The organism is Francisella sp. 19X1-34 (assembly GCF_041102755.1).
Taxonomy (GTDB): Bacteria; Pseudomonadota; Gammaproteobacteria; order Francisellales; family Francisellaceae; genus Francisella.
The window spans coordinates 18,259-37,010 of sequence record NZ_JBGCTX010000003.1 but is presented as its reverse complement, the minus strand read 5'-3'; the positions used below and the strand labels follow the sequence as shown (position 1 = coordinate 37,010).

The following is an 18,752-nucleotide window of genomic DNA, read 5'->3' as shown; positions in this document are numbered from 1 at the left end:
AATTATGAAGTCTATATTAGAGATACTTACTTTTCTAAATAAAAAGAGTAAAGATATTAAGAGTATACAAATAGAGTCTATTTTTTTAGATAGTCGTAAATGTGATAATAAGTCAGTATTTGTCGCGCTAAAAGGGCAATCTACTGATGGCAATAAATATATTGATAATGTTATCTCTAAAGGTGTCAGTTTAGTTTTAACTGATAGTATTAAGTTTGAGGATAGGGATAAAGTCTTTTATGTCGAGGGTTTAAAGGATAAGCTAGCAAATTTAGCTATATGGTTTTATGACTATAAAAAGCCTAGAAATATAATAGGTATAACAGGTACAAATGGTAAGACTTCAATTTCTAGTTATATTGCACAACTTATAAATTTAAATACCCAAAAATCATTATTGTTAGGTACAAACGGTAATGGTATTTATCCAAGTTTAAAAGAAAGCTCTCATACTACGCCTGATATCTTATCTTTATATCAGATAATATCAAGCTATGATCATTATCAAAATTTAATAATGGAAGTATCTTCTCACTCATTAGATCAAAACCGTGTCGCAGGAATAGATTTTGATGTTGCTGTATTTAGTAATCTAAGTCATGATCATCTTGATTATCATAAAACTATGGATAATTATTTCAAAGCAAAAGCTAAATTATTTGAGTTTAAAAGTTTAAAGAAAGCGGTTATAAATATAGATGATGATTATGGTAAAAAGCTTTGTGATATCTGTAATTGTGAAGTTATAACTGTAAGTTTGAAATCCAAGCAAGCAGATGTCTATTTAAGAACAAAAAGTATAGATAATATACAAACAAGTTTTGAGCTATATACTTTTCAGGAATATCTAGGGACTTATCAAACAGCTTTAGTAGGTGAGTTTAATTTGATGAATTTGGCTCTAAGCTTTGCTGCTTTAGATGGGTATATTGTTAGAGAGGCGCTTTTAGAGAATATAGTTAATGTCAAGCCTGTAAAGGGGCGTATGGAAGTTATTCAGCTAGACAATGGAGCTAAAGTTATAATAGATTATGCACACACTCCTGATGCTCTAGAAAAAGTTTTGCAAACGCTACAAAATTATTCTCAAAATACTTTATGGAGTATTTTTGGTTGTGGAGGTGATCGAGATGCTACAAAAAGACCTGAAATGGCTGCAGTTGCTGAAAAATATGCAGATAAAATTATCGTTACAGAAGATAATAATCGATTTGAGAGTATAGACAATATTTTTAATGATATTAAAAAAGGTTTTAAGAATATAGGTCAGCATAAGTTTATTTCATCTCGTGAAGAAGCTATAAAATATACTATTGAAAACTCCAGATCTGGAGATATTATTCTTTTAGCTGGAAAAGGTCATGAATGTTATTTGGATAAAAATGGTGTAAAAGAGTATTTCGATGAGCGAAAAATTGTTAAAAATATAATCAACTAGAATTATTTCTAGATATTTTATTTCAATAGGAATGTTAACTAAATTTGGTTTGCTATGTATAACTATTTGATATGTATTAGAAATTTTGTAGAAGTTGTTAAACATTCAAGCTTTTCGAAAGCTGCTAGAGAACTAGGGATAAATACATCCCAGCTTAGTAAACAGGTTCGTTGGTTGGAGTTAGAAAACAAGAGTGTTTTTCTTGAAAGGACTAAAAAAAAGGTATTGTTAACAAAAGCTGGAGAGGTATTTTTTTTACATTGCCAACGTGTACTGGCAGATGTTAAAAATATGCGTGAATGTTTTGACTCTTTATCAGATGAACCTAGTGGTAAAATTAAATTCTCTATTCCATTAGCTCTTATGATTAGTCCTTTAATGAATATAATTACAAGTTTTTTAAAAGACTATCCGAAAATTTCTATGGAACTCTATGTTGCAAATTCTGTTGCTAAAATAGTAGATGGTGATTATGACATGATTGTTAGTGCGATAGAATATCATGATAAGCAAGTAATAAAAGTTCCTTTCTGCTCACTTGAATGTAAATTGTTTGCATCCCCTGAATATATAAAGAAAAAAGGTAACCCTAAAAATATTAATGATTTAGAGAGCCATTATTTAATATCTAATAGAAGAATGAAAGGACCTTCACATACTTTAACTTTTTTAGATAATACTAAGGTGAAAATGCCTTGTAGATATACGACAGACTCTAATTTATTAAATATCCATGCCGCTAAAAAATCACTTGGAATTTTTGCTGCTTCTTACACGGAACTTTATGAAGAAGTCTCTAATAAAAATTTAGTTCTAATTGATGTTGGCAAGAAATTACCTGATATTAGTACCTATATATATCATCGTCCCGTAAATAGTACATCTCCGGTAGCTATTTTTGTTAGTTACTTATGTGAACATATTAAAGATTTAGTTAATAAAGTACCTGGGATGTCTTTATTACCACAAGATTAATCGACAAAATTTTTCCAAAGGATGGCCTTAAGTTCAGTATTTACAATGTGTTTCTGTTCTGGAAAAGATACGTTTCTTATAACGGTCTGTTTAATTAATTTAAAAGCTATATCATAGAATCAAAATTAATCTTGATTTTAGGTATATATCATGCAAAAAATAAAAAAAATATCATTACTATCAATCGTATTATTAATAACATTAATAAATTTTTCTAATGCCAGACAAACTGGAGCGTACAGTTTAGCGATTAATAAGCCTAGAATGAGTAATCATATATATTCTGATTCATTTTCTGGGGGAGATATACAAAGCAGATTACAAGAGCTTAATAGAGGTTAGGTAAATAAGTTAAATCAATAATTTAAGATCGAAAGTTTACCTTTTAGAGACTGACCATAATTTATCTAAGTATTTGTGATTAATATAATATTCTCTTATAATAGTCTGTATATATGATTTATTTCTAATAGTTAATGCTTAAAAGGCTGACATTGTCATTTTTTACCTTATTGATATTATCTGGTTGTAGCTCAATTCAATTTAATTCAAATCCTAATAGCTTTGTAACTTTTGGTTCTGAGAAAATAAATTTCTAAATAGTATTTATTACAGACTTATTTTAAACTTAAGGTATATTTATAAATTTTATCTTTAAAAAAATGATCAAATCACTAAAGCAGTTAGCAATACAAGTAGGCTTAGAATATATCGGTGAAGATATTTCAATTCAAACAGTAGCTATTAACTCAAATGAAATAAAACAAGATGCTTTATTTGTAGCGATTGTAGCTAGTCGTGATGGACATGAGTTTATACCGAGTGCTATTGCAAATGGAGCAAAGGCTCTTTTAGTCTCAAAGAAACAAGATTTAGATATTCCACAAGTAGTTTGTGCTAATACTATCAAAGGTTTACGAGCTTTAGCAAAAGAGTATCGTAAATCATTAAAGATGCCGATAATTTCTCTAACAGGAAGCTGTGGGAAAACAACTGTAAAAGAAATGATTGTAACTCTTTTATCTGATAAAAAAGTACATTTTACTCAAGGTAATTTCAATAACTATCTTGGTGTGCCTATGACAATATTAGAAACACCTCAAGATGTTGATTTTGCAGTAGTAGAAGCAGGTACAAATGTTGGGGGAGAGATAAAAGCAGCAACTGAGATTATCCAACCTGATATTGCGATGATTACAAATGTTGGAGCAAGCCATTTAGAAAATCTCAAAACCTTAGATGGTGTGATGATAGAAAAGGGCGAACTTTTAAAAGCATTACCTAAAGATGGTTATTGTGTAGTAAATATTGATGATGAAAGAATTCCTACTTATGTAGATAACTTAGATTGTAATAAGATAACTTGCTCTATAGGTAAAGAATCTGCAGATATTCTGCTTTTAGACTATCAAGTATCATCAGAATATTATGATGTCAGAGCTAGAGTCTTTGATGAAGAGTATACTTATAGATTACCTAATATTGGTAAACATAATTTGTTTAATAGTATATTAGCTATTGCAAGTGTAATTGCTGCAGGTATTAAACCTATTGAGTTTTTAGCAAATACTCAGAAAATAAAAAGTTATAAAGGACGATTTACCAGTGAAAAAATAACTGATAACCTAACTTTAGTTGATGACACTTATAATGCTAGTGTTGCTGCAATGAAAGCAGCAGTTGATGATTTGACTGATTTTCAAGGTAAGAAAATACTTGTTGCAAGTTCTATGAAAGAATTGGGCGATGAGGCTGAAAATTACCATAGACAAATGGGGCAATGGTTAAAGCAAGCAAATTTAGATAGAGTATTCTTATTTGGTGATAGCCAGCTGATGAGTTGTGTACTTAAAGAAGCTAATGATCAGAAGATAAAATATTATGAATCGAAGGAAAACTTAAATAATGACTTACTAAATTTTATAAAAGAGTATCAGCTATGTGAGACTAAAGTAATAGTTAAAGGGGCTAGAAGCTACCAAATGGAAGAGATAGTTGCTTTTATAAAACAAAACTATAGGTTAATTTTATGAAAAAGATCTTTTTTGTATTAGCATTTATTTTTTCAGGATGCTTAGCTTTTGGTAATAGTATTGTTAAATATCCATTGTTTGAGTCTCAGCAGTTGTGTGATAGTGTTAAACCATTTTGTGGTGATAATTGTACAAATAGTCCATTTTATCCAACATTATGCGAACCTACTAAACACGGTTCAGCTTGGTCAGGAGGTGGAGTTGATAGTGAAACAAAGCAGTTGTATTGTGCTGATTCTACTTATGCGAATTGTCACTACTCAGGACCGCCATCTCCAACTGGTATAAATCCAAATAATCAAGCTCTACCATGTAAGATTTCTAAAGATGGTAAAACTGCTAATTGCAGATGTAAGGTCTTTAAAGGTCCAAACTATGTGAATATTGATGGGATTATGAATTTAGGTGTATATTATCAGACCATAGCAGTATGTGGGAAAGATGGCTCTAAATGTAAAAATTTATCAACTTGTAAACCTGATGGTAGCGGTAAATGTAAAGGTGTAGAAGCACCTGTGTGTAAATATATAGCTAAGCAAAATAGTAATGATAATAGTGCTTCTTTTATTCCAGGAGCTGATCTGATTTCTACTTATAGTTTTGATATGAATAAAGATTATGATATTGCTAAACCAGGGCAGGGTGTTAAATGTCAAAATATTGATGTGGCTGGTTGTATGACGCAGCCATGTAAGTATGAAAAAGGCTCAAAAGAGTATGCGACTTGTAGTTGCCCTATTACAAAAATGAAATCTGTAATATTAAGCCAAAAAGGAGTTTCTTGTAATTTACCCAAAGGTTATGTTTGGGAATAGTTTTATTAGACCTTAGTTTTGATAATATTTAATACTCTTCTTAAAGGCTCAGCTGCTCCCCAAAGTAGCTGGTCACCTACTGTAAAACAGTGAAATATATCATCAGCTAATAAAGATGGTTTAATACGCCCAATAGCAATATCAAGAGTTCCAGAAGTTGCCTGAGGTGTTAGGTCTTTTAATGTATCTTCCTTATTGTTCTCAACTACTTTGACCCATTGATTGCCTTTAGAGATTTTCTCTTTAATTTCTTCGATAGTCAGCTTTTCTCTAAGTTTTATAGTTAGTGCTTGAGAATGTGATCTTAGACTAGGTACTCTAACACATACACCATCCACAGGAATAGTCTTTTGAGTTTCAAGGATTTTGTTTAGCTCAGTTGCTGCTTTATATTCTTCTTTAGTTTGACCATTATCCATAGCAACATCAATCCATGGTAAAAGATTATAAGCAAGTGTTTGTCCGGTTTTTTGCTGTGGTATCAAATCAGTATTTTTTGAGAGCTCGCGCAGGGTTTTTTCTCTTTTTAAAATATCTTGGCTTAAATCATCTGCTTTATTTAATAAGGATGTTTGTTTTAAGAGCTCTTGCATTGCTGCAGCACCAGATCCTGAAATAGCTTGGTAAGTGCTAGAGTTAACCCATTCAACAAGATTCTCTTTTAATAAACCAGCTATTGCAAGAGACATTAAACTAACTGTACAATTACTACCAATAAAATCTTTTTTGCCATTAGTTATGGCATCAGTTATCTGATCTTGGTTTAAAGGGTCTAGAACTAAAGTGCTATTTTGATCTAGGCGTAGTGTTGAAGCTGCATCTATCCAAAAGCCTTGCCAACCACTAGCCCTTAGTTTTGGGTGGATCTCTTTTGTATATTCGCCACCTTGACAGCTTAGTAGAATATCCATTTTACTAAGCTGTTGTATATTAAAGGCATCTTGTAATACCCCATACTGCTGCATAAAACCAGATGGATTTTTCCCAGCTTGTGATGTCGAGAAGAAAGTAGGTGAAATGTTATTAAAATCATCTGATTCAACCATTCTAGACATTAAAACAGAACCAACCATTCCTCGCCAACCAATAAAACCAACTCTAAGCATAAAATCCTCCGTAACTACTAGTGTATATAAGCTAATGATAAAGTATAATACAAAACTAACTAATTTAATATTTGTTAAAATCTTAAGGTATACAATGATAGTACATAAATTTGGAGGAAGTAGTCTCGCTACAGCAGAAAAGATAAAAAATGTGTCTAATATTATAGAATGTAGTGATGAAGCAGTGGTTGTTTCTGCATCGGGAAAAACTACTAGCAATTTGCAAAAAGCTATAGATCAAGCAATAGTCGGTAGTGACTATGAAGAGACACTTAATATAATTTTGGAACATCATATTCAAATTATTAGTGAGCTAACTCCAGAAGATGAAACTATCAAAGCCTTAGTTATTAGAGATTTACGTAATATAAGAAATATTTTAAATACTATTACTATTACAAACTTTTGTGCAGATAATCTAAGATTTTTTATTTTAGGTTTTGGTGAAATATGGTCAGCAAATATTCTAGCAGCTTATTTAAAATCAAAGGGTGAAAACACATATTTTATAGATGCATCTGATTGCTTGATTGTTAATGATAGTAGTTATCCAGTAACGGTAAATTGGCAAAAAAGTTTAGAAGAGTTAGAAGCAATAAAGAGAGAAAATTCTGCTGATGTATATGTTATAACTGGATTTGTAGCACAAAATAAATATGGTAAGAGAACTATCTTGGGTATGAATTGTAGTGATTATTCGGCTGCAATTTTTGCAAAGCTCTTACAGGCTGAAAAGCTCTATATTTGGACAGATGTGGCTGGTGTATATAGTGCAAATCCTCAGGTTGTACCAGAAGCAAAACCTTTAACGCAATTGACTTATAAAGAAGCGTTAGAGTTAGCTTATTTTGGAGCATCTGTTGTTCATCCTTTGACGATTACACCAATGGCTATAGAGAGAACTCCTATATATATTAAAAGTAGCTATGCTCCTGAAGAACCAGGTACTAAGATATGTGCAGATAAAGATGAAAACCAAGGTCTTATAAAAGGCTTAACAAGTGTATCAGATGTTGCTATAGTTCGAGTACAGGGTGCTGGAATGATTGGTGTTTCAGGTATATCGTTTAAAGTATTTGGAGCATTAGAAAAAGCTGAAATATCAGTAATGATGATATCTCAAGCAAGCTCGGAATATTCTATATGCTTTGCTATAGATAGTCTAAATGCAGATAATGCAATAGATACTCTAAAAAGAGAGTTCTCTAATGAGATAAAAAATAATCTCATAGAAGAAATAGTAGTTCACAAACATCACTCGCTAATTACAGCTGTTGGTGAAGGTATGAGAGCAAAAACTGGATCACTTGCAAAGTTAGTGAATTCTCTTAGATTAGCAAATATAAATATACATGCTATTGCGCAAGGATCATCTGAGCGAAGCGTTACTTTTGCTGTTAAGACAGAAGATGAAGCTCGAGGTGTTCAAGCAATGCATCGTCACTATAATACTATAAGTGATGATATTGCGATTGCTGTGATTGGAGCTGGGAATATTGGTAAGGAATTTATCAAACAAATGAAGCAGACATATCAAAACTGGTATGAAAAAGGTATAAACCTTGTGCTTATTGGTGCTACTAACTCAAAACAAATGAAAATAGTTTATGAGAATTTGTTGTTTGAAAATATAGACACTTTGCTTGAAGAAAATGTTGAGCCAGTAAATTTAGAAAAGCTAGCTGAGTTTATGTCTCGTGCTTCAGCAGTTAAAAAGATTATTATTGATGCAACAGCAAGTGAAGAAGTATCAAAAAGTTATATTAATTTCTTACAAAAAGGTATAAGTATTGTAACACCAAATAAATATGCAAACTCTGGTAATTATGACTACTACCATGATTTAAGAAAAGTCGCTAATGAAAGCGGCTCTATGTATTTCTATGAAACAAATGTTTGTGCAGGGTTACCTCTTATTGCTACCTTACAGAGTATGGTGCGAAGTGGAGACCAAGTTAAGGAAATAAAAGGTATCTTCTCTGGAACTTTAAGTTATTTATTTACACAGTTAAATAATGGTGTGATTTTTTCAGATGCTGTAAAAATGGCATATGATGCTGGTTATACAGAGCCTGATCCTCGTCAAGATTTATCTGGTATGGATGTAGCTAGAAAAACTATAATTTTAGCTAGAGAGATAGGTTTAAATCTTAGTCTAGGTGATTTAACCATAGAAAATTTGGTACCTGAAGAGCTAAGAGAGTGCAGTGTTGAAGAGTTTTTTGAAAAGCTACCGACATTTAATGATCAGATAATGAGTCAAATACAAGATAAGAAACAAGATCTTGCAGGGGTGCACTATGTAGGTTCTATTAATAATGGAGCTGCAAATGTGGGTATTCAAGCTTATAATGAGTCTAGTCCCTTTGCTAATGTTAAAGGTACTGATAATATAGTAATGATAAATACTCAAAGATACACACAGCCAATGGTTATCCAAGGCGCTGGAGCTGGTATTGAAGTGACTGCTGCGGGTGTTTACGGTGATGTTATAACTGTAATAAGAGAAAAATAATTATGAAATTAGCGAATGTAAATTTTGCTAAAGCTTTTGCGCCAGCTACTAGTGCTAATTTTGCAGTTGGCTATGATCTGTTAGGTTTTGCTTTAGAAGGTGTAGGTGACACTATAGAGCTTATCAAAAGAGATGATAATAACTTAATTATAAAGCAAATAACTGGTACAACAGGAGCGGATAAGCTCCCATATGATAGCGATAAAAATGTTGCTACAGCTGTTATTAAGAAATTCTTGACTGATAAAAATATAAAGATAGGTTTTGATGTTTATATTCATAAGGGTATAACTCTTGGTTCAGGAATGGGAGGCTCAGCAGCATCTTCAGTAGCAGCATTAGTAGCAATGAATGCTTTTTTTGAGCAACCATTATCATATGATGAGTTAGTTGATTACGCGATCTATGGTGAAAGCCTTATATCTGGAGCTTATCATGGTGATAATGCTGTGCCTTGTATGTATGGGGGTTTGGTTTTGTTACAAAGCTCAAAACCATGCAAAAAAATACAATTGCCAATGGCTGATTGTGAAGTAGCTATCGTTTGTCCTGAGCTGTCAATTGAGACAAAACAAGCTAGAGAACTTCTAAAAGAGCCATATGATTTACCAACAGTTGTTAAGCATGGTGCATGTTTAGCTTCAGTAATAAGTGCTTTATATACAAGAGATTTAGATTTATTACGCAATAACTTAAAAGATATACTAGTTGAGCCAAGAAGGGCAAAACTAATTACTGGTTTTTATGATGTGAAAAGTGCTGCGTATGAGGCTGGAGCACTTGGATGTGGGATATCAGGTTCTGGACCTACAATGTTTGCATTAGCAACAAAAGATAATATTGCAAATGTTGTTCAAGCTATGCAAAATAAATTTAATGAATTTAACTTAAAGTCTGACAGTTGGATTAGCACTATGAGTGAAAAAGGTGCATATATATTAGAAAAAGGGTAGTAAAGGTTATATAACAATGAATTTTATTAGTACAAGAGATAAAAATATTAAAGTTTCACTAAGCGAAGCTATGCAGTCAGGGTTAGCTCCTGATGGAGGATTATTTGTCCCAGAAAGATTCCCAACAGTTAATTGGCAGAATTTTGATAAAGATATAAGCTATGCTGAGTTTGCTGCAAATACATTAAGAGAGTTTTTTAAAGATGATGAATTAGAAAGTTCATTAGATAATATTTGTAAGAATGCATTTACTTTTGCTGTGCCAGTAAAAAGATTAGATGATAATACTTCTGTTTTAGAACTTTTTCATGGTCCGACTTTATCATTTAAGGACTTTGGCGCAAGATTTCTAGCAAACTGTTTAAGTTCTATAAGTAGTGATAAGCCTTTTACTATTTTAGTTGCAACTTCAGGAGATACAGGATCTGCTGTGGCAGCAGCATTTCATGGTAAAAGCAATATCCGAGTGGTAGTAATGTTTCCTAAAGATAAAATATCTAAGAGACAGGAAAAACAAATAACTTGTTGGGGTGATAATATCCAAGCTGTAGAGGTTGAAGGTGTTTTTGATGACTGTCAAGCATTAGTTAAAGAAGCATTTAAGACATCATGGTGGACAGATAAGACAAAGTTAAATACATCAAATAGTATAAATATTGGTAGATTGTTACCTCAATCAACTTATTATGCATATACTTCATGGCAGTATTATCTACAAACTGGTAAAAAGGCCAACTACATTGTACCATCTGGAAATATTGGCAATATAACAGCTGCTTTTTGGGCTAAGCAAATGGGCTTCCCAATTGATGAAATATCAATGAGCTTAAATGCAAATGATACTGTTATAGATTATTTAAAAACAGGTGAGTTTAATCCAAGAGCTAGTGTTGAGACTTTAGCAAATGCTATGGATGTAGGTAATCCTAGCAACTTTGAAAGATTGTTATATCTACTTGGTAATTATGAGAATTTTAAAAATAATGTAAAAGCTACTTGTGTATCAGATGCTGAAATAAAGGATGAAATAAAGCAAGTTTATAAACAATATAACGAAATTGTTTGTCCGCATACAGCAACTGGGTTTGTGGCTAGAAAGCAAAGCGATAGTAACAAAGACTATATAATTGTAGCTACAGCACATCCTGCTAAGTTTGAATCTGTAATTGAGCCAGTATTAGGTATAGAAGTAGCACCAACAGAAGCGCTACAGCAGTTATTAGACAAAGAACAGCACAAAGTATTAATAGATAAATCTATGAAGGAGCTTTGTGAAGTTTATTCAAATGCTTTTGATATTTAATCCAGTAAAATATGTAATTTACGACTTATTTGTAGAATCTATTTGAAAACTATAATTTAACATTATCAATAATAGAAAGAATTCTATAAAAAACTATTGTCATCCTCGTGCTTGACACGGGGATCTCCTGACTGTTTAAAAGATTCTCGCCTTCGCAGGGAACGACCATAAGCCTTTAAATCAACACTTTTGAGATATATGATCAAGAACCTGCTTTTTTGAAGAAGATAGGTTTACCCAGAATATAATCCAAAGAATAAAAGATGCTAAAATTGCAATTAACCCAAGTAAAGGAATCATAGACAAGAAACTAATACTAAAGTAGCAGTAAAATAGAGTTGGATTGTAAGTTGCTTTTACACCAGTATTACGGGAGAAAGTTTTTGCTTGTTCAGATATTTTAGTAACACAAACAATAATAGCTACCATATTCCATAATGGAATTAATTGAGTCCAAAACCAAGCACTATTAATTTTATCTGTTTGATTAGCGTTACTATAAGCATTAGATAAGCTTTGTTGCGACATAATATATTTAACAGCAATGAATATATAAATAGCAAAAAACACTAGAAATATTACTATAGGAAGTAAGCTGGTATCTTGTTGAGAGCTATTATAATATGATGCTATAGCGATAGATGAAACTCCAATTAGGCCTAAGAAGACAATCAATATTTTTTTTGACATTACCTTACTCCTTATAGTATATAAAAAATTAGAGAGTTATATTAAATAGAATAGGATACGATAGTAATTTATTCAAAGTATTTATTAAATTATTTAGTTGATACTAGTGACCTGTGTTATATCTCCATCTTTTGAGATTTTTATATAATTACCATTTTTAAACCAGTCACCTAATACATATCGAGTATAACCATCAGCAATATGTATCGCCATTTTGTGTGTATGGCCATGAATTACAATATCACAATCTTTACGGTATTTATTGATGCCTTTAGTAGTTACATCGATATTAGGTTTTTTTGTGTTTTTAGAGTAGCTATGACTGCGAGCTTTTTTAGCTAATCTTTGGCGGAAAAATAATGGTAGTTTTAAAAATATAAATTGTAAGACTCTATTTCTAGCTAGATGTCTATAGAATAGATAGCTTTTATCATCACCACACATGCGATCACCATGAGCTAGAACTATTTTTTTATCAGCAATATTTAAATAATATGGATCTTGGATTAGCTTAACGCCACTTTGTTGGGTGAATTTTTTACCAATTAAAAAGTCACGATTACCATACATAAAAAGGATCTCTAAACCTTTGTCATTAGCAAGTTTTAGATAGCTAGTAATTTGGTGATAAAACTCATCAGTATGATCATCACCTATCCAATAGTCAAAAAAATCACCAAGAATATAAAGGCAGTTATTTTCAGATGAGATACCTTCTAAAAATTTTCTAAATATCTCAGCAGTTTCAGCATGAGAGATATTTAGATGTAAGTCTGCAATTATATATATATCTTTGTTATGAACCATATTTTTTACGATAGTCTTTAAATTTATTAATCATCTCTTGGTCAAGATTTTCTTTAACATACTCAAAAATGCTTTCGAAATTTGTCACAGCTAGTACTGGGATATTGAAGTCTTGAGATATTTTTTTTGTAGCTGAGATATCGCTATCTTTGGCTTTTTCTTGACGATCTATAGATAGAACAACACCTGCAATTTGAGCATTTATTGTTTTAAGCTTATCATATGACTCATAAAAAGCTGTACCAGCTGTCATGACATCATCAACTAATAGGACTTTTTTATTTGTCATATCAGCACCAACAAAAACTCCACCTTCACCATGAGTCTTTGCTTCTTTACGGTCAAAAGCATAAGGGATATCTATATTGTGCTTAAGAGCCAAAACCGTTGAAATAGCCGCTACTAAAGGTATCCCCTTGTATGCAGGGCCAAATAAAACATCATATTTTATATTACTTTTAGCTATTTTTTGAGCGTAATAGTCTGCTAGTGTAGCGAGCTGATTACCAGAGTTAAACAAACCAGCATTAAAGAAATATGGGCTTATACGTCCTGATTTTAGTGTAAACTCTCCAAATTTAAGAACCTTACTTTCAAGGGCAAACTCTATAAACATAACTCATCCTTAGAGTATTTAAATCTAGCTATAAGTATAAATAATAATTCATATAATACCAAGATAATCTATTAAACAAGTTATCTTGCTTATAAAAAGCTACAAGTGTATTTAGAACTTATAAACTGCTATACTTTAGACACTTAATACAGTTTTTAAAATATTGATGTCAAAACATATTCATATCTTGGGCATATGCGGAACTTTTATGGGTTCTTTAGCAATCCTAGCAAAGCAAAAAGGCTATAAAGTTACAGGTTCTGATACTAATGTATATCCTCCGATGAGCACTTACCTTGAGTCTCAAGGCGTTGAGATATTACAAGGGTTTGATTGCTCACAATTAGAGATAAATCCAGATGAAATTATTATTGGTAATATTATGACAAGAGGTATGCCAATAATAGAAAAAATCCTTGAAGAAAAACTAAATTATTTCTCAGGTCCTGAGTGGTTATATCAAAATATTCTTAAATATAAAAAAGTTATTGCAATAGCTGGGACACATGGGAAAACCACTACTACAACAATGACTATAAAAGTACTTGAACAAGCAGGCTTAAATCCTAGCTTTTTAGTGGGTGGTGTCAGTAGTGACTTTGGAGTTTCATCTCGTTATACTGATTCTGAATATTTTGTTATTGAAGCAGATGAGTATGATACAGCATTCTTTGATAAGCGCTCAAAATTGATACACTATGATCCGAGTATTTTAGTTATAAATAACATTGAGTATGATCATGCTGATATTTTTAAGGATATTGATGCTATTTATTGGCAGTTTCATCAGCTTATTAGAAAAATGCCAGCTAATGCCAATATTATTTATAATGCTACAGATAAAAATGTACAAAATATTATAGCAATGGGCTATTGGTCTGAAACTACAAAGATTAATTCACTTGAAGGTATTCATATTAGCAAAAACTTACCTGATTTTTCTGAGTTTAAGCTGAGCAATAATCAGCAAAGAGTAGATATTTCATGGGGATTTATAGGTCAACATAATGCATTAAATGCTATGAGTGCTTATGCTGTAGCAAAACAGCTAAATATCTCAGATGATAATGTTAAAAAAGCTTTGGCTAGCTTTAAGGGTGTTAAAAGGCGTTTAGAAGTCTTATTTAACAAAGATAACATTACCGTGTATGATGATTTTGCCCATCATCCAACATCTATAAAATTAACTATAGAAGCTGTACGTAACAAAGACCCAAAAGCTTATATTTTAGCCTTAATTGATCCACGCTCAAACACTATGAGACAAGGAGATAATAAAGATAACCTCCCTATGGCGATAGTTGATGCTGATCAGGTACTACTCTATAATCATAGTTTATTAAAATGGGATGCTAAAAAGCTTTTAAAAAACTCTAATAATGTTGGCTTTATGGATAGTGTAGAGAGTTTTATTAGCAATATTAAAGACTTAATAGTTAAGCATCAAAGTAGTAATATTCAGATTGTTATGATGAGTAACGGCTCATTTGATGGTTTAAGAGAAAAATTAGTTGAGCTTTTGGAGGCATAAGTGAGTAGTTTAATTTACGGAATACATGCAGTAGATAGTCTAGTTGAGTCAAATCAGGCTAAAGAAGTCATTGTATTTAAAAAGCAGCAAAGTATTAATTCTAAAATACAGAATATTATCGCTAATGCAGAGTTAAGAGGTATTAAAGTTAGTTTTATTGATAATTTTAGAGCATTACCTGGTCGTATTAGAAAAGATGCTAATCATCAGAACATTTTTGCAATAGAAAAGAATGATTTTAAAACTTATTCGGAAAAAGATATCAAAAGTCTGATGCCTGATGATAAGAACGCTTTTATTTTAATATTAGATAGTATCCAAGATCCTCATAATTTTGGAGCTTGTATTCGTAGTGCTCACTCTGTAGGAGTAGATTTTATTATTGTACCTAAAGATAATAGTGCACCAATAAATGCAACAGTTAAAAAAGTGGCTTGTGGAGCTGCTGAGCATACAAAGATAATAGTAGTAACAAACTTAGCTAGGGCAATTGAAAAGTTAAAAGAGCAGGGTGTTTGGGTCATTGGTTTAGCTGGTGAGGCAGATGAAAGTTTATATGATATGAACTTAAGTGATTCTATTGCAATAGTAGCAGGAGCTGAAGGCAGCGGTATGCGCCAACGTACAAAGGCAAGCTGTGATTTTTTAGCTAAGCTACCAATGTTTGGTGAGGTTTCTAGCTTGAATGTTTCTGTAGCTACTGGCATAGCTTTATATGAAACTGTAAGGCAAAGAATCTAATCACTATCTTTTACAAACTTAGCCATATACACGATAGCTATGGTGATTAAAATAATAATTAATTGTTGTATTGGTAGGTTTGATAATAGCTTATGTCCAGCAGAAAAGCTCATTATAAAGTTTGCCAATCCAGCTAATGAGAATTTAAAAAAGTTATTTAAAGCCGTAGCAGCTCCAAAATTAATCGAAACTAACTGTAGAGATTCACTTAATAGTGACGTTGAGCTTAAACTTACGCCATAACATATGATTAGCATTAGAATCGTAAAAATATACGTATGATTAGATTCGCTATAATTATATATCAGCATCATTAATACCCCAGCAAGAGAGGTAATAAGTCCAGCATATGAAAATACTTTTAATGGTAATGATTCGCTAAGCTTTTTTAATGTGAAATTTGCTAAGATAAGTCCTACTACGGTTATTGCAAAATAGAACATATATAATACATATCCAGTATTATAAACTTTAAGGTAGATAATTGAAGCTGCACCAACGTAGCTAAAAAAGGCAGCAAATAATAATCCTGAGCAAATAGTGTATGCTATAAATTTTATATTTTTAAAATGGCAAAAATAGGCAGTAAGTAATTTCTTTACAGATTTTTGCCTTTGTTCAATATGATGTGTCTCAGGTAATAGACTACATAGAATTAGCAGTAATATTCCAAATGCGGATAAGAAATGAAATGAACTTTTCCAACTAGCTGTTAGAACTATTAATCCAGTACCTATCATCGGTGAAATCATTGGTGATATCAGCATTATTATTGCTAAGCTTGCAATAGTATTTGTTAGCTTTTTGCCATTATAACAATCTCTTGCAATAGCTAATGCTATTACAGTTCCTGATGAGTCTGTTAAACCTTGTATCAATCTAAATGTTGCCAGTTGTGAAAAACTTTGGCTATGCGCACATAAAAAAGTACTTACTATATACAGGAACATTCCTAAAATTAAACAATGCTTTCTACCATATTTATCTGATAGAGATCCCCATAGTAGCATGCCAATTGAAAAGCCTATGAAGTATGTTGTAAATGTAAAAATTACATCACTAGGTTGTACATTAAAATGGTTTGCAATATCAGGAATAGCAGGGGCATAGGTATTTACCGCAAATGGTGGTAGCATAGCTAAAAAAGCTAAGGTCAATAGAAATATTTTACTATCTTTTTTTATTATCATGAGAAGAATCCTTTAAGATCTAAGAAGGAGATAATTTAAGGATTATATTCTAGCAGATAAAGACATTTTAAAAAGGAATTTATAGTATTAAAGTTAGCTAAAAAATTAGAAGATTCGCTGCAAAAAAAATAGATTTAATTACATTTTTATTTATATTTAAATTATAGTTAATGCTTATTTATTATATGAAAAAAATAATAATGATTATAGTATTCTCATTTTTTGTTTTCTTTGTAAGTTGCTCTTCGAAGAATAGTTATCATAAATCTAGAACTATAGAGACTCCTAATTCGATATATATTAGAACAGTTTCAGGTTGGCCAAGTCAAGCTCAATCTGCAGCAGTTTTTAGTAATGGCTTTAAGGTTGTAGCAAAAAAGAATGATGGAGTTGTAGATGTTACATGTCCAAAAGGGCAGATTCTACTTATACAACACCCAATTAGTGCTGGCTCAATTGTAGGTAAGAAATGTAACTCTAAGTTAGGTTGTATGATTTCAGGTGTTCAATTCGTTTTAACAGGAGGTAAGTCTAGCTTTACTGCCTATAGCAGAACTATAAAGACAGGTGCTACAATAGAAGATCAAAATGCATGGATTCTTGGCCCAGACAATGGACTTTCAGTAGTAAACTGTATACCCAAGGGTGACATTGGTAATTGGACTAGTCCTTAATCAATATAATTTGCTTTGGTATTATCTAGATTCAAATTTTGTTTAAATCGATCTACTAAAAAGGATACTAGTTTTAGTAGGAAAAATTTACTATCTTTTTTTACCATTATGAAAGAAGCCTTATAAAGTTAAAGAAGTTATAATTTAAAAGTTATATATTTTAGCAAATAAAGTTATTAGAGAAAGAAACTTATATTAATATTAGCTATACTTATACCGTTTCAAAAAACCACTTTATGTTAAAATATTCTAAAGTTAGCATCTAATAAAGTATAAGATTATGCAATTTGCTTTTTTGAATAGCAATAAATATGCAGCCATTAATGCTTTTAAAGCAAGTATTGCTGTAATGCTAGGGTATTTAATTGGATATGTATTAGGTGATATCCTTGAAATTCACGGAATGTATTTATGGATTGTAATAACAATACTTGTTGTGATGTCAACCCAACCAAATCTCGGTGGTGCATTAGATAAAGCTATTATGCGATTTTTAGGGACACTTATAGGAGCAACTGTTGCTACAGTAATAGTTGCCTCTATAAGTAATGATATTATTCAAGTTTTTTTATCTATACCGTTTATATTTTTAGCAGTATATTTTGCAGGGGCATCTAGATATAGTTATGCAGGGACCCTAGCAGGTATAACTCTAATTATTATAATACTAAATCGACAACCTGGGGAGCAGGTTGCAATATATAGAGCTGTAGAAATATCTTTAGGGATAATAATCTCTCTAATTGTGAATAGGTTTATTTTACCAATTAGAGCAGAAACTAGACTTAAAGAGAGTTTTTCTAAAACAATTTCTCAGATACATGATTTCTTTGATATTCTTTTTATCGAACGTAATCATTCTCATAAGAAACTTAGAGAAAGCATTTTTCATGAGTTTACTAAGCATTTAACTTTAGTGAAAGAGCTAAAATATGAAAAATCTGCTAAAAAAGTTCGTGAGTTCGAAAAAATGAGTCTCTATATTCGTAGGCTATATAGATATATGATAGTTATGTATGAATATATAGAAGCATCGTTCGATGCTAAAACTATAGAAAAGTTAGATAAAGAGCCAGCTTTTATTGAATTTAAGAAGTATATTATGCAATCATTATTAGATATCTCTAATGACATTAAAGCTAGAAGGCGAATAAGCTATAAAGAGCTATTACGTTTTGAAAAGCATATATTACCTTTATTAAAAGATGTTGAATTCTTAAATGATAAAGATAAGAGTTTTACTTTTAATACGAATATGTTTTTAAATGCTTTAAAAAGGTTATCGTTAGAATACAATTACATTTTGCAAATTTCAAAACATTGATTAAATAGATGCTTTAGGCTACTATGTAGCCTTGAAATTTT

Annotated in this window: 17 protein-coding genes; 12 read left to right on the top strand and 5 right to left on the bottom strand. The window is 31.4% G+C overall.

Translation table 11 applies throughout. The features are described 5' to 3' along the window. The first annotated feature begins 4 nt into the window (after positions 1-4). The 5 genes from AB8E56_RS00885 (at position 5) to AB8E56_RS00865 (ending at position 5,261) form a co-directional block, all read left to right on the top strand. Positions 5-1,438, top strand: coding sequence for a UDP-N-acetylmuramoyl-L-alanyl-D-glutamate--2,6-diaminopimelate ligase (locus AB8E56_RS00885; protein WP_329476981.1), 1,434 nt, complete (start codon positions 5-7; stop codon positions 1,436-1,438). Positions 1,439-1,492: 54 nt separating this feature from the next. Next, on the top strand, positions 1,493-2,413 hold the full coding sequence (locus AB8E56_RS00880; RefSeq protein ID WP_329476979.1) for a LysR family transcriptional regulator: 921 nt from the start codon (positions 1,493-1,495) through the stop codon (positions 2,411-2,413). Between the two features lie 150 nt (positions 2,414-2,563). Continuing rightward, entirely contained in the window at positions 2,564-2,755 is a 192-nt protein-coding gene (locus AB8E56_RS00875) for a hypothetical protein (protein ID WP_329476978.1), read from the top strand. Between the two features lie 320 nt (positions 2,756-3,075). Continuing rightward, a complete protein-coding gene (murF, locus tag AB8E56_RS00870; protein ID WP_329476976.1) occupies positions 3,076-4,446 on the top strand; it encodes a UDP-N-acetylmuramoyl-tripeptide--D-alanyl-D-alanine ligase in 1,371 nt (456 codons plus the stop codon). Next, complete coding sequence (locus AB8E56_RS00865) at positions 4,443-5,261, top strand: hypothetical protein (protein WP_329476973.1); 819 nt, start codon at positions 4,443-4,445, stop codon at positions 5,259-5,261. The genes murF and AB8E56_RS00865 overlap by 4 nt, the downstream gene beginning before the upstream one ends. Before the next feature lie 5 nt (positions 5,262-5,266). On the opposite strand, the gene asd is transcribed toward AB8E56_RS00865, so the two are convergent. Further along, positions 5,267-6,367, bottom strand: a complete 1,101-nt coding sequence (gene asd, locus AB8E56_RS00860) for an aspartate-semialdehyde dehydrogenase (protein ID WP_329476972.1) — start codon at positions 6,365-6,367, stop codon at positions 5,267-5,269. Between the two features lie 94 nt (positions 6,368-6,461). On the opposite strand from asd, the gene thrA reads away from it, so the two are divergent. The 3 genes from thrA to thrC are packed head-to-tail and all read left to right on the top strand — an operon-like array spanning position 6,462 to position 11,138. After that, positions 6,462-8,882: a bifunctional aspartate kinase/homoserine dehydrogenase I gene (gene thrA / locus AB8E56_RS00855; protein WP_329476970.1), complete on the top strand. Its 2,421-nt coding sequence runs from the start codon at positions 6,462-6,464 to the stop codon at positions 8,880-8,882. A 2-nt stretch (positions 8,883-8,884) separates the two neighbouring features. Next, positions 8,885-9,835, top strand: coding sequence for a homoserine kinase (locus AB8E56_RS00850; protein ID WP_329476968.1), 951 nt, complete (start codon positions 8,885-8,887; stop codon positions 9,833-9,835). A gap of 16 nt (positions 9,836-9,851) precedes the next feature. Further along, a complete protein-coding gene (gene thrC / locus AB8E56_RS00845) occupies positions 9,852-11,138 on the top strand; it encodes a threonine synthase (RefSeq protein ID WP_329476966.1) in 1,287 nt (428 codons plus the stop codon). A 180-nt stretch (positions 11,139-11,318) separates the two neighbouring features. Here thrC and AB8E56_RS00840 read toward each other — a convergent pair whose 3' ends face one another. The 3 genes from AB8E56_RS00840 to pyrE all read right to left on the bottom strand — a co-directional run bounded on the left by AB8E56_RS00840 (position 11,319) and on the right by pyrE (position 13,251). Further along, a complete protein-coding gene (locus AB8E56_RS00840; protein ID WP_329476964.1) occupies positions 11,319-11,828 on the bottom strand; it encodes a hypothetical protein in 510 nt (169 codons plus the stop codon). A gap of 93 nt (positions 11,829-11,921) precedes the next feature. Continuing rightward, positions 11,922-12,635 carry a UDP-2,3-diacylglucosamine diphosphatase gene (locus AB8E56_RS00835; protein ID WP_329476962.1) on the bottom strand — a complete coding sequence of 238 codons (714 nt, stop codon included), beginning with the start codon at positions 12,633-12,635 and terminating at the stop codon, positions 11,922-11,924. Continuing rightward, positions 12,625-13,251 (bottom strand): orotate phosphoribosyltransferase, encoded by a 627-nt coding sequence (gene pyrE, locus AB8E56_RS00830; RefSeq protein ID WP_329476960.1) that lies wholly within the window; start codon positions 13,249-13,251, stop codon positions 12,625-12,627. The genes AB8E56_RS00835 and pyrE overlap by 11 nt, the downstream gene beginning before the upstream one ends. Before the next feature lie 166 nt (positions 13,252-13,417). Here pyrE and mpl point away from each other — a divergent pair, with 166 nt between their 5' ends. Beyond that, positions 13,418-14,782 carry a UDP-N-acetylmuramate:L-alanyl-gamma-D-glutamyl-meso-diaminopimelate ligase gene (gene mpl, locus AB8E56_RS00825; RefSeq protein ID WP_329476958.1) on the top strand — a complete coding sequence of 455 codons (1,365 nt, stop codon included), beginning with the start codon at positions 13,418-13,420 and terminating at the stop codon, positions 14,780-14,782. Continuing rightward, on the top strand, positions 14,783-15,523 hold the full coding sequence (gene rlmB / locus AB8E56_RS00820) for a 23S rRNA (guanosine(2251)-2'-O)-methyltransferase RlmB (RefSeq protein WP_329476956.1): 741 nt from the start codon (positions 14,783-14,785) through the stop codon (positions 15,521-15,523). Here rlmB and AB8E56_RS00815 read toward each other — a convergent pair. Next, positions 15,520-16,710 (bottom strand): multidrug effflux MFS transporter, encoded by a 1,191-nt coding sequence (locus tag AB8E56_RS00815; RefSeq protein ID WP_329477037.1) that lies wholly within the window; start codon positions 16,708-16,710, stop codon positions 15,520-15,522. The two genes, rlmB and AB8E56_RS00815, sit on opposite strands and share 4 nt — an antisense overlap. Before the next feature lie 188 nt (positions 16,711-16,898). Between AB8E56_RS00815 and AB8E56_RS00810 the strand changes: the two genes are divergently transcribed. Together AB8E56_RS00810 and AB8E56_RS00805 are read left to right on the top strand one after the other, a co-directional pair. Continuing rightward, positions 16,899-17,387 carry a hypothetical protein gene (locus AB8E56_RS00810; protein WP_329476954.1) on the top strand — a complete coding sequence of 163 codons (489 nt, stop codon included), beginning with the start codon at positions 16,899-16,901 and terminating at the stop codon, positions 17,385-17,387. Positions 17,388-17,667: 280 nt separating this feature from the next. Continuing rightward, on the top strand, positions 17,668-18,711 hold the full coding sequence (locus tag AB8E56_RS00805) for an FUSC family protein (RefSeq protein WP_329476952.1): 1,044 nt from the start codon (positions 17,668-17,670) through the stop codon (positions 18,709-18,711). Positions 18,712-18,752 lie beyond the last annotated feature (41 nt).

Bases quoted from the DNA above. Each gene is read 5' to 3' on its own strand.
- AB8E56_RS00880 (WP_329476979.1), top strand. From the start codon at position 1,493: ATGTATAACTATTTGATATGTATTAGAAATTTTGTAGAAGTTGTTAAA.
- AB8E56_RS00885 (WP_329476981.1), top strand. From the start codon at position 5: ATGAAGTCTATATTAGAGATACTTACTTTTCTAAATAAAAAGAGTAAA.
- pyrE (WP_329476960.1), bottom strand. From the start codon at position 13,251: ATGTTTATAGAGTTTGCCCTTGAAAGTAAGGTTCTTAAATTTGGAGAG.
- AB8E56_RS00805 (WP_329476952.1), top strand. From the start codon at position 17,668: ATGCAATTTGCTTTTTTGAATAGCAATAAATATGCAGCCATTAATGCT.
- AB8E56_RS00835 (WP_329476962.1), bottom strand. From the start codon at position 12,635: ATGGTTCATAACAAAGATATATATATAATTGCAGACTTACATCTAAAT.
- AB8E56_RS00810 (WP_329476954.1), top strand. From the start codon at position 16,899: ATGAAAAAAATAATAATGATTATAGTATTCTCATTTTTTGTTTTCTTT.
- AB8E56_RS00840 (WP_329476964.1), bottom strand. From the start codon at position 11,828: ATGTCAAAAAAAATATTGATTGTCTTCTTAGGCCTAATTGGAGTTTCA.
- thrA (WP_329476970.1), top strand. From the start codon at position 6,462: ATGATAGTACATAAATTTGGAGGAAGTAGTCTCGCTACAGCAGAAAAG.
- murF (WP_329476976.1), top strand. From the start codon at position 3,076: ATGATCAAATCACTAAAGCAGTTAGCAATACAAGTAGGCTTAGAATAT.
- asd (WP_329476972.1), bottom strand. From the start codon at position 6,367: ATGCTTAGAGTTGGTTTTATTGGTTGGCGAGGAATGGTTGGTTCTGTT.
- AB8E56_RS00865 (WP_329476973.1), top strand. From the start codon at position 4,443: ATGAAAAAGATCTTTTTTGTATTAGCATTTATTTTTTCAGGATGCTTA.
- AB8E56_RS00875 (WP_329476978.1), top strand. From the start codon at position 2,564: ATGCAAAAAATAAAAAAAATATCATTACTATCAATCGTATTATTAATA.
- AB8E56_RS00850 (WP_329476968.1), top strand. From the start codon at position 8,885: ATGAAATTAGCGAATGTAAATTTTGCTAAAGCTTTTGCGCCAGCTACT.
- mpl (WP_329476958.1), top strand. From the start codon at position 13,418: ATGTCAAAACATATTCATATCTTGGGCATATGCGGAACTTTTATGGGT.
- thrC (WP_329476966.1), top strand. From the start codon at position 9,852: ATGAATTTTATTAGTACAAGAGATAAAAATATTAAAGTTTCACTAAGC.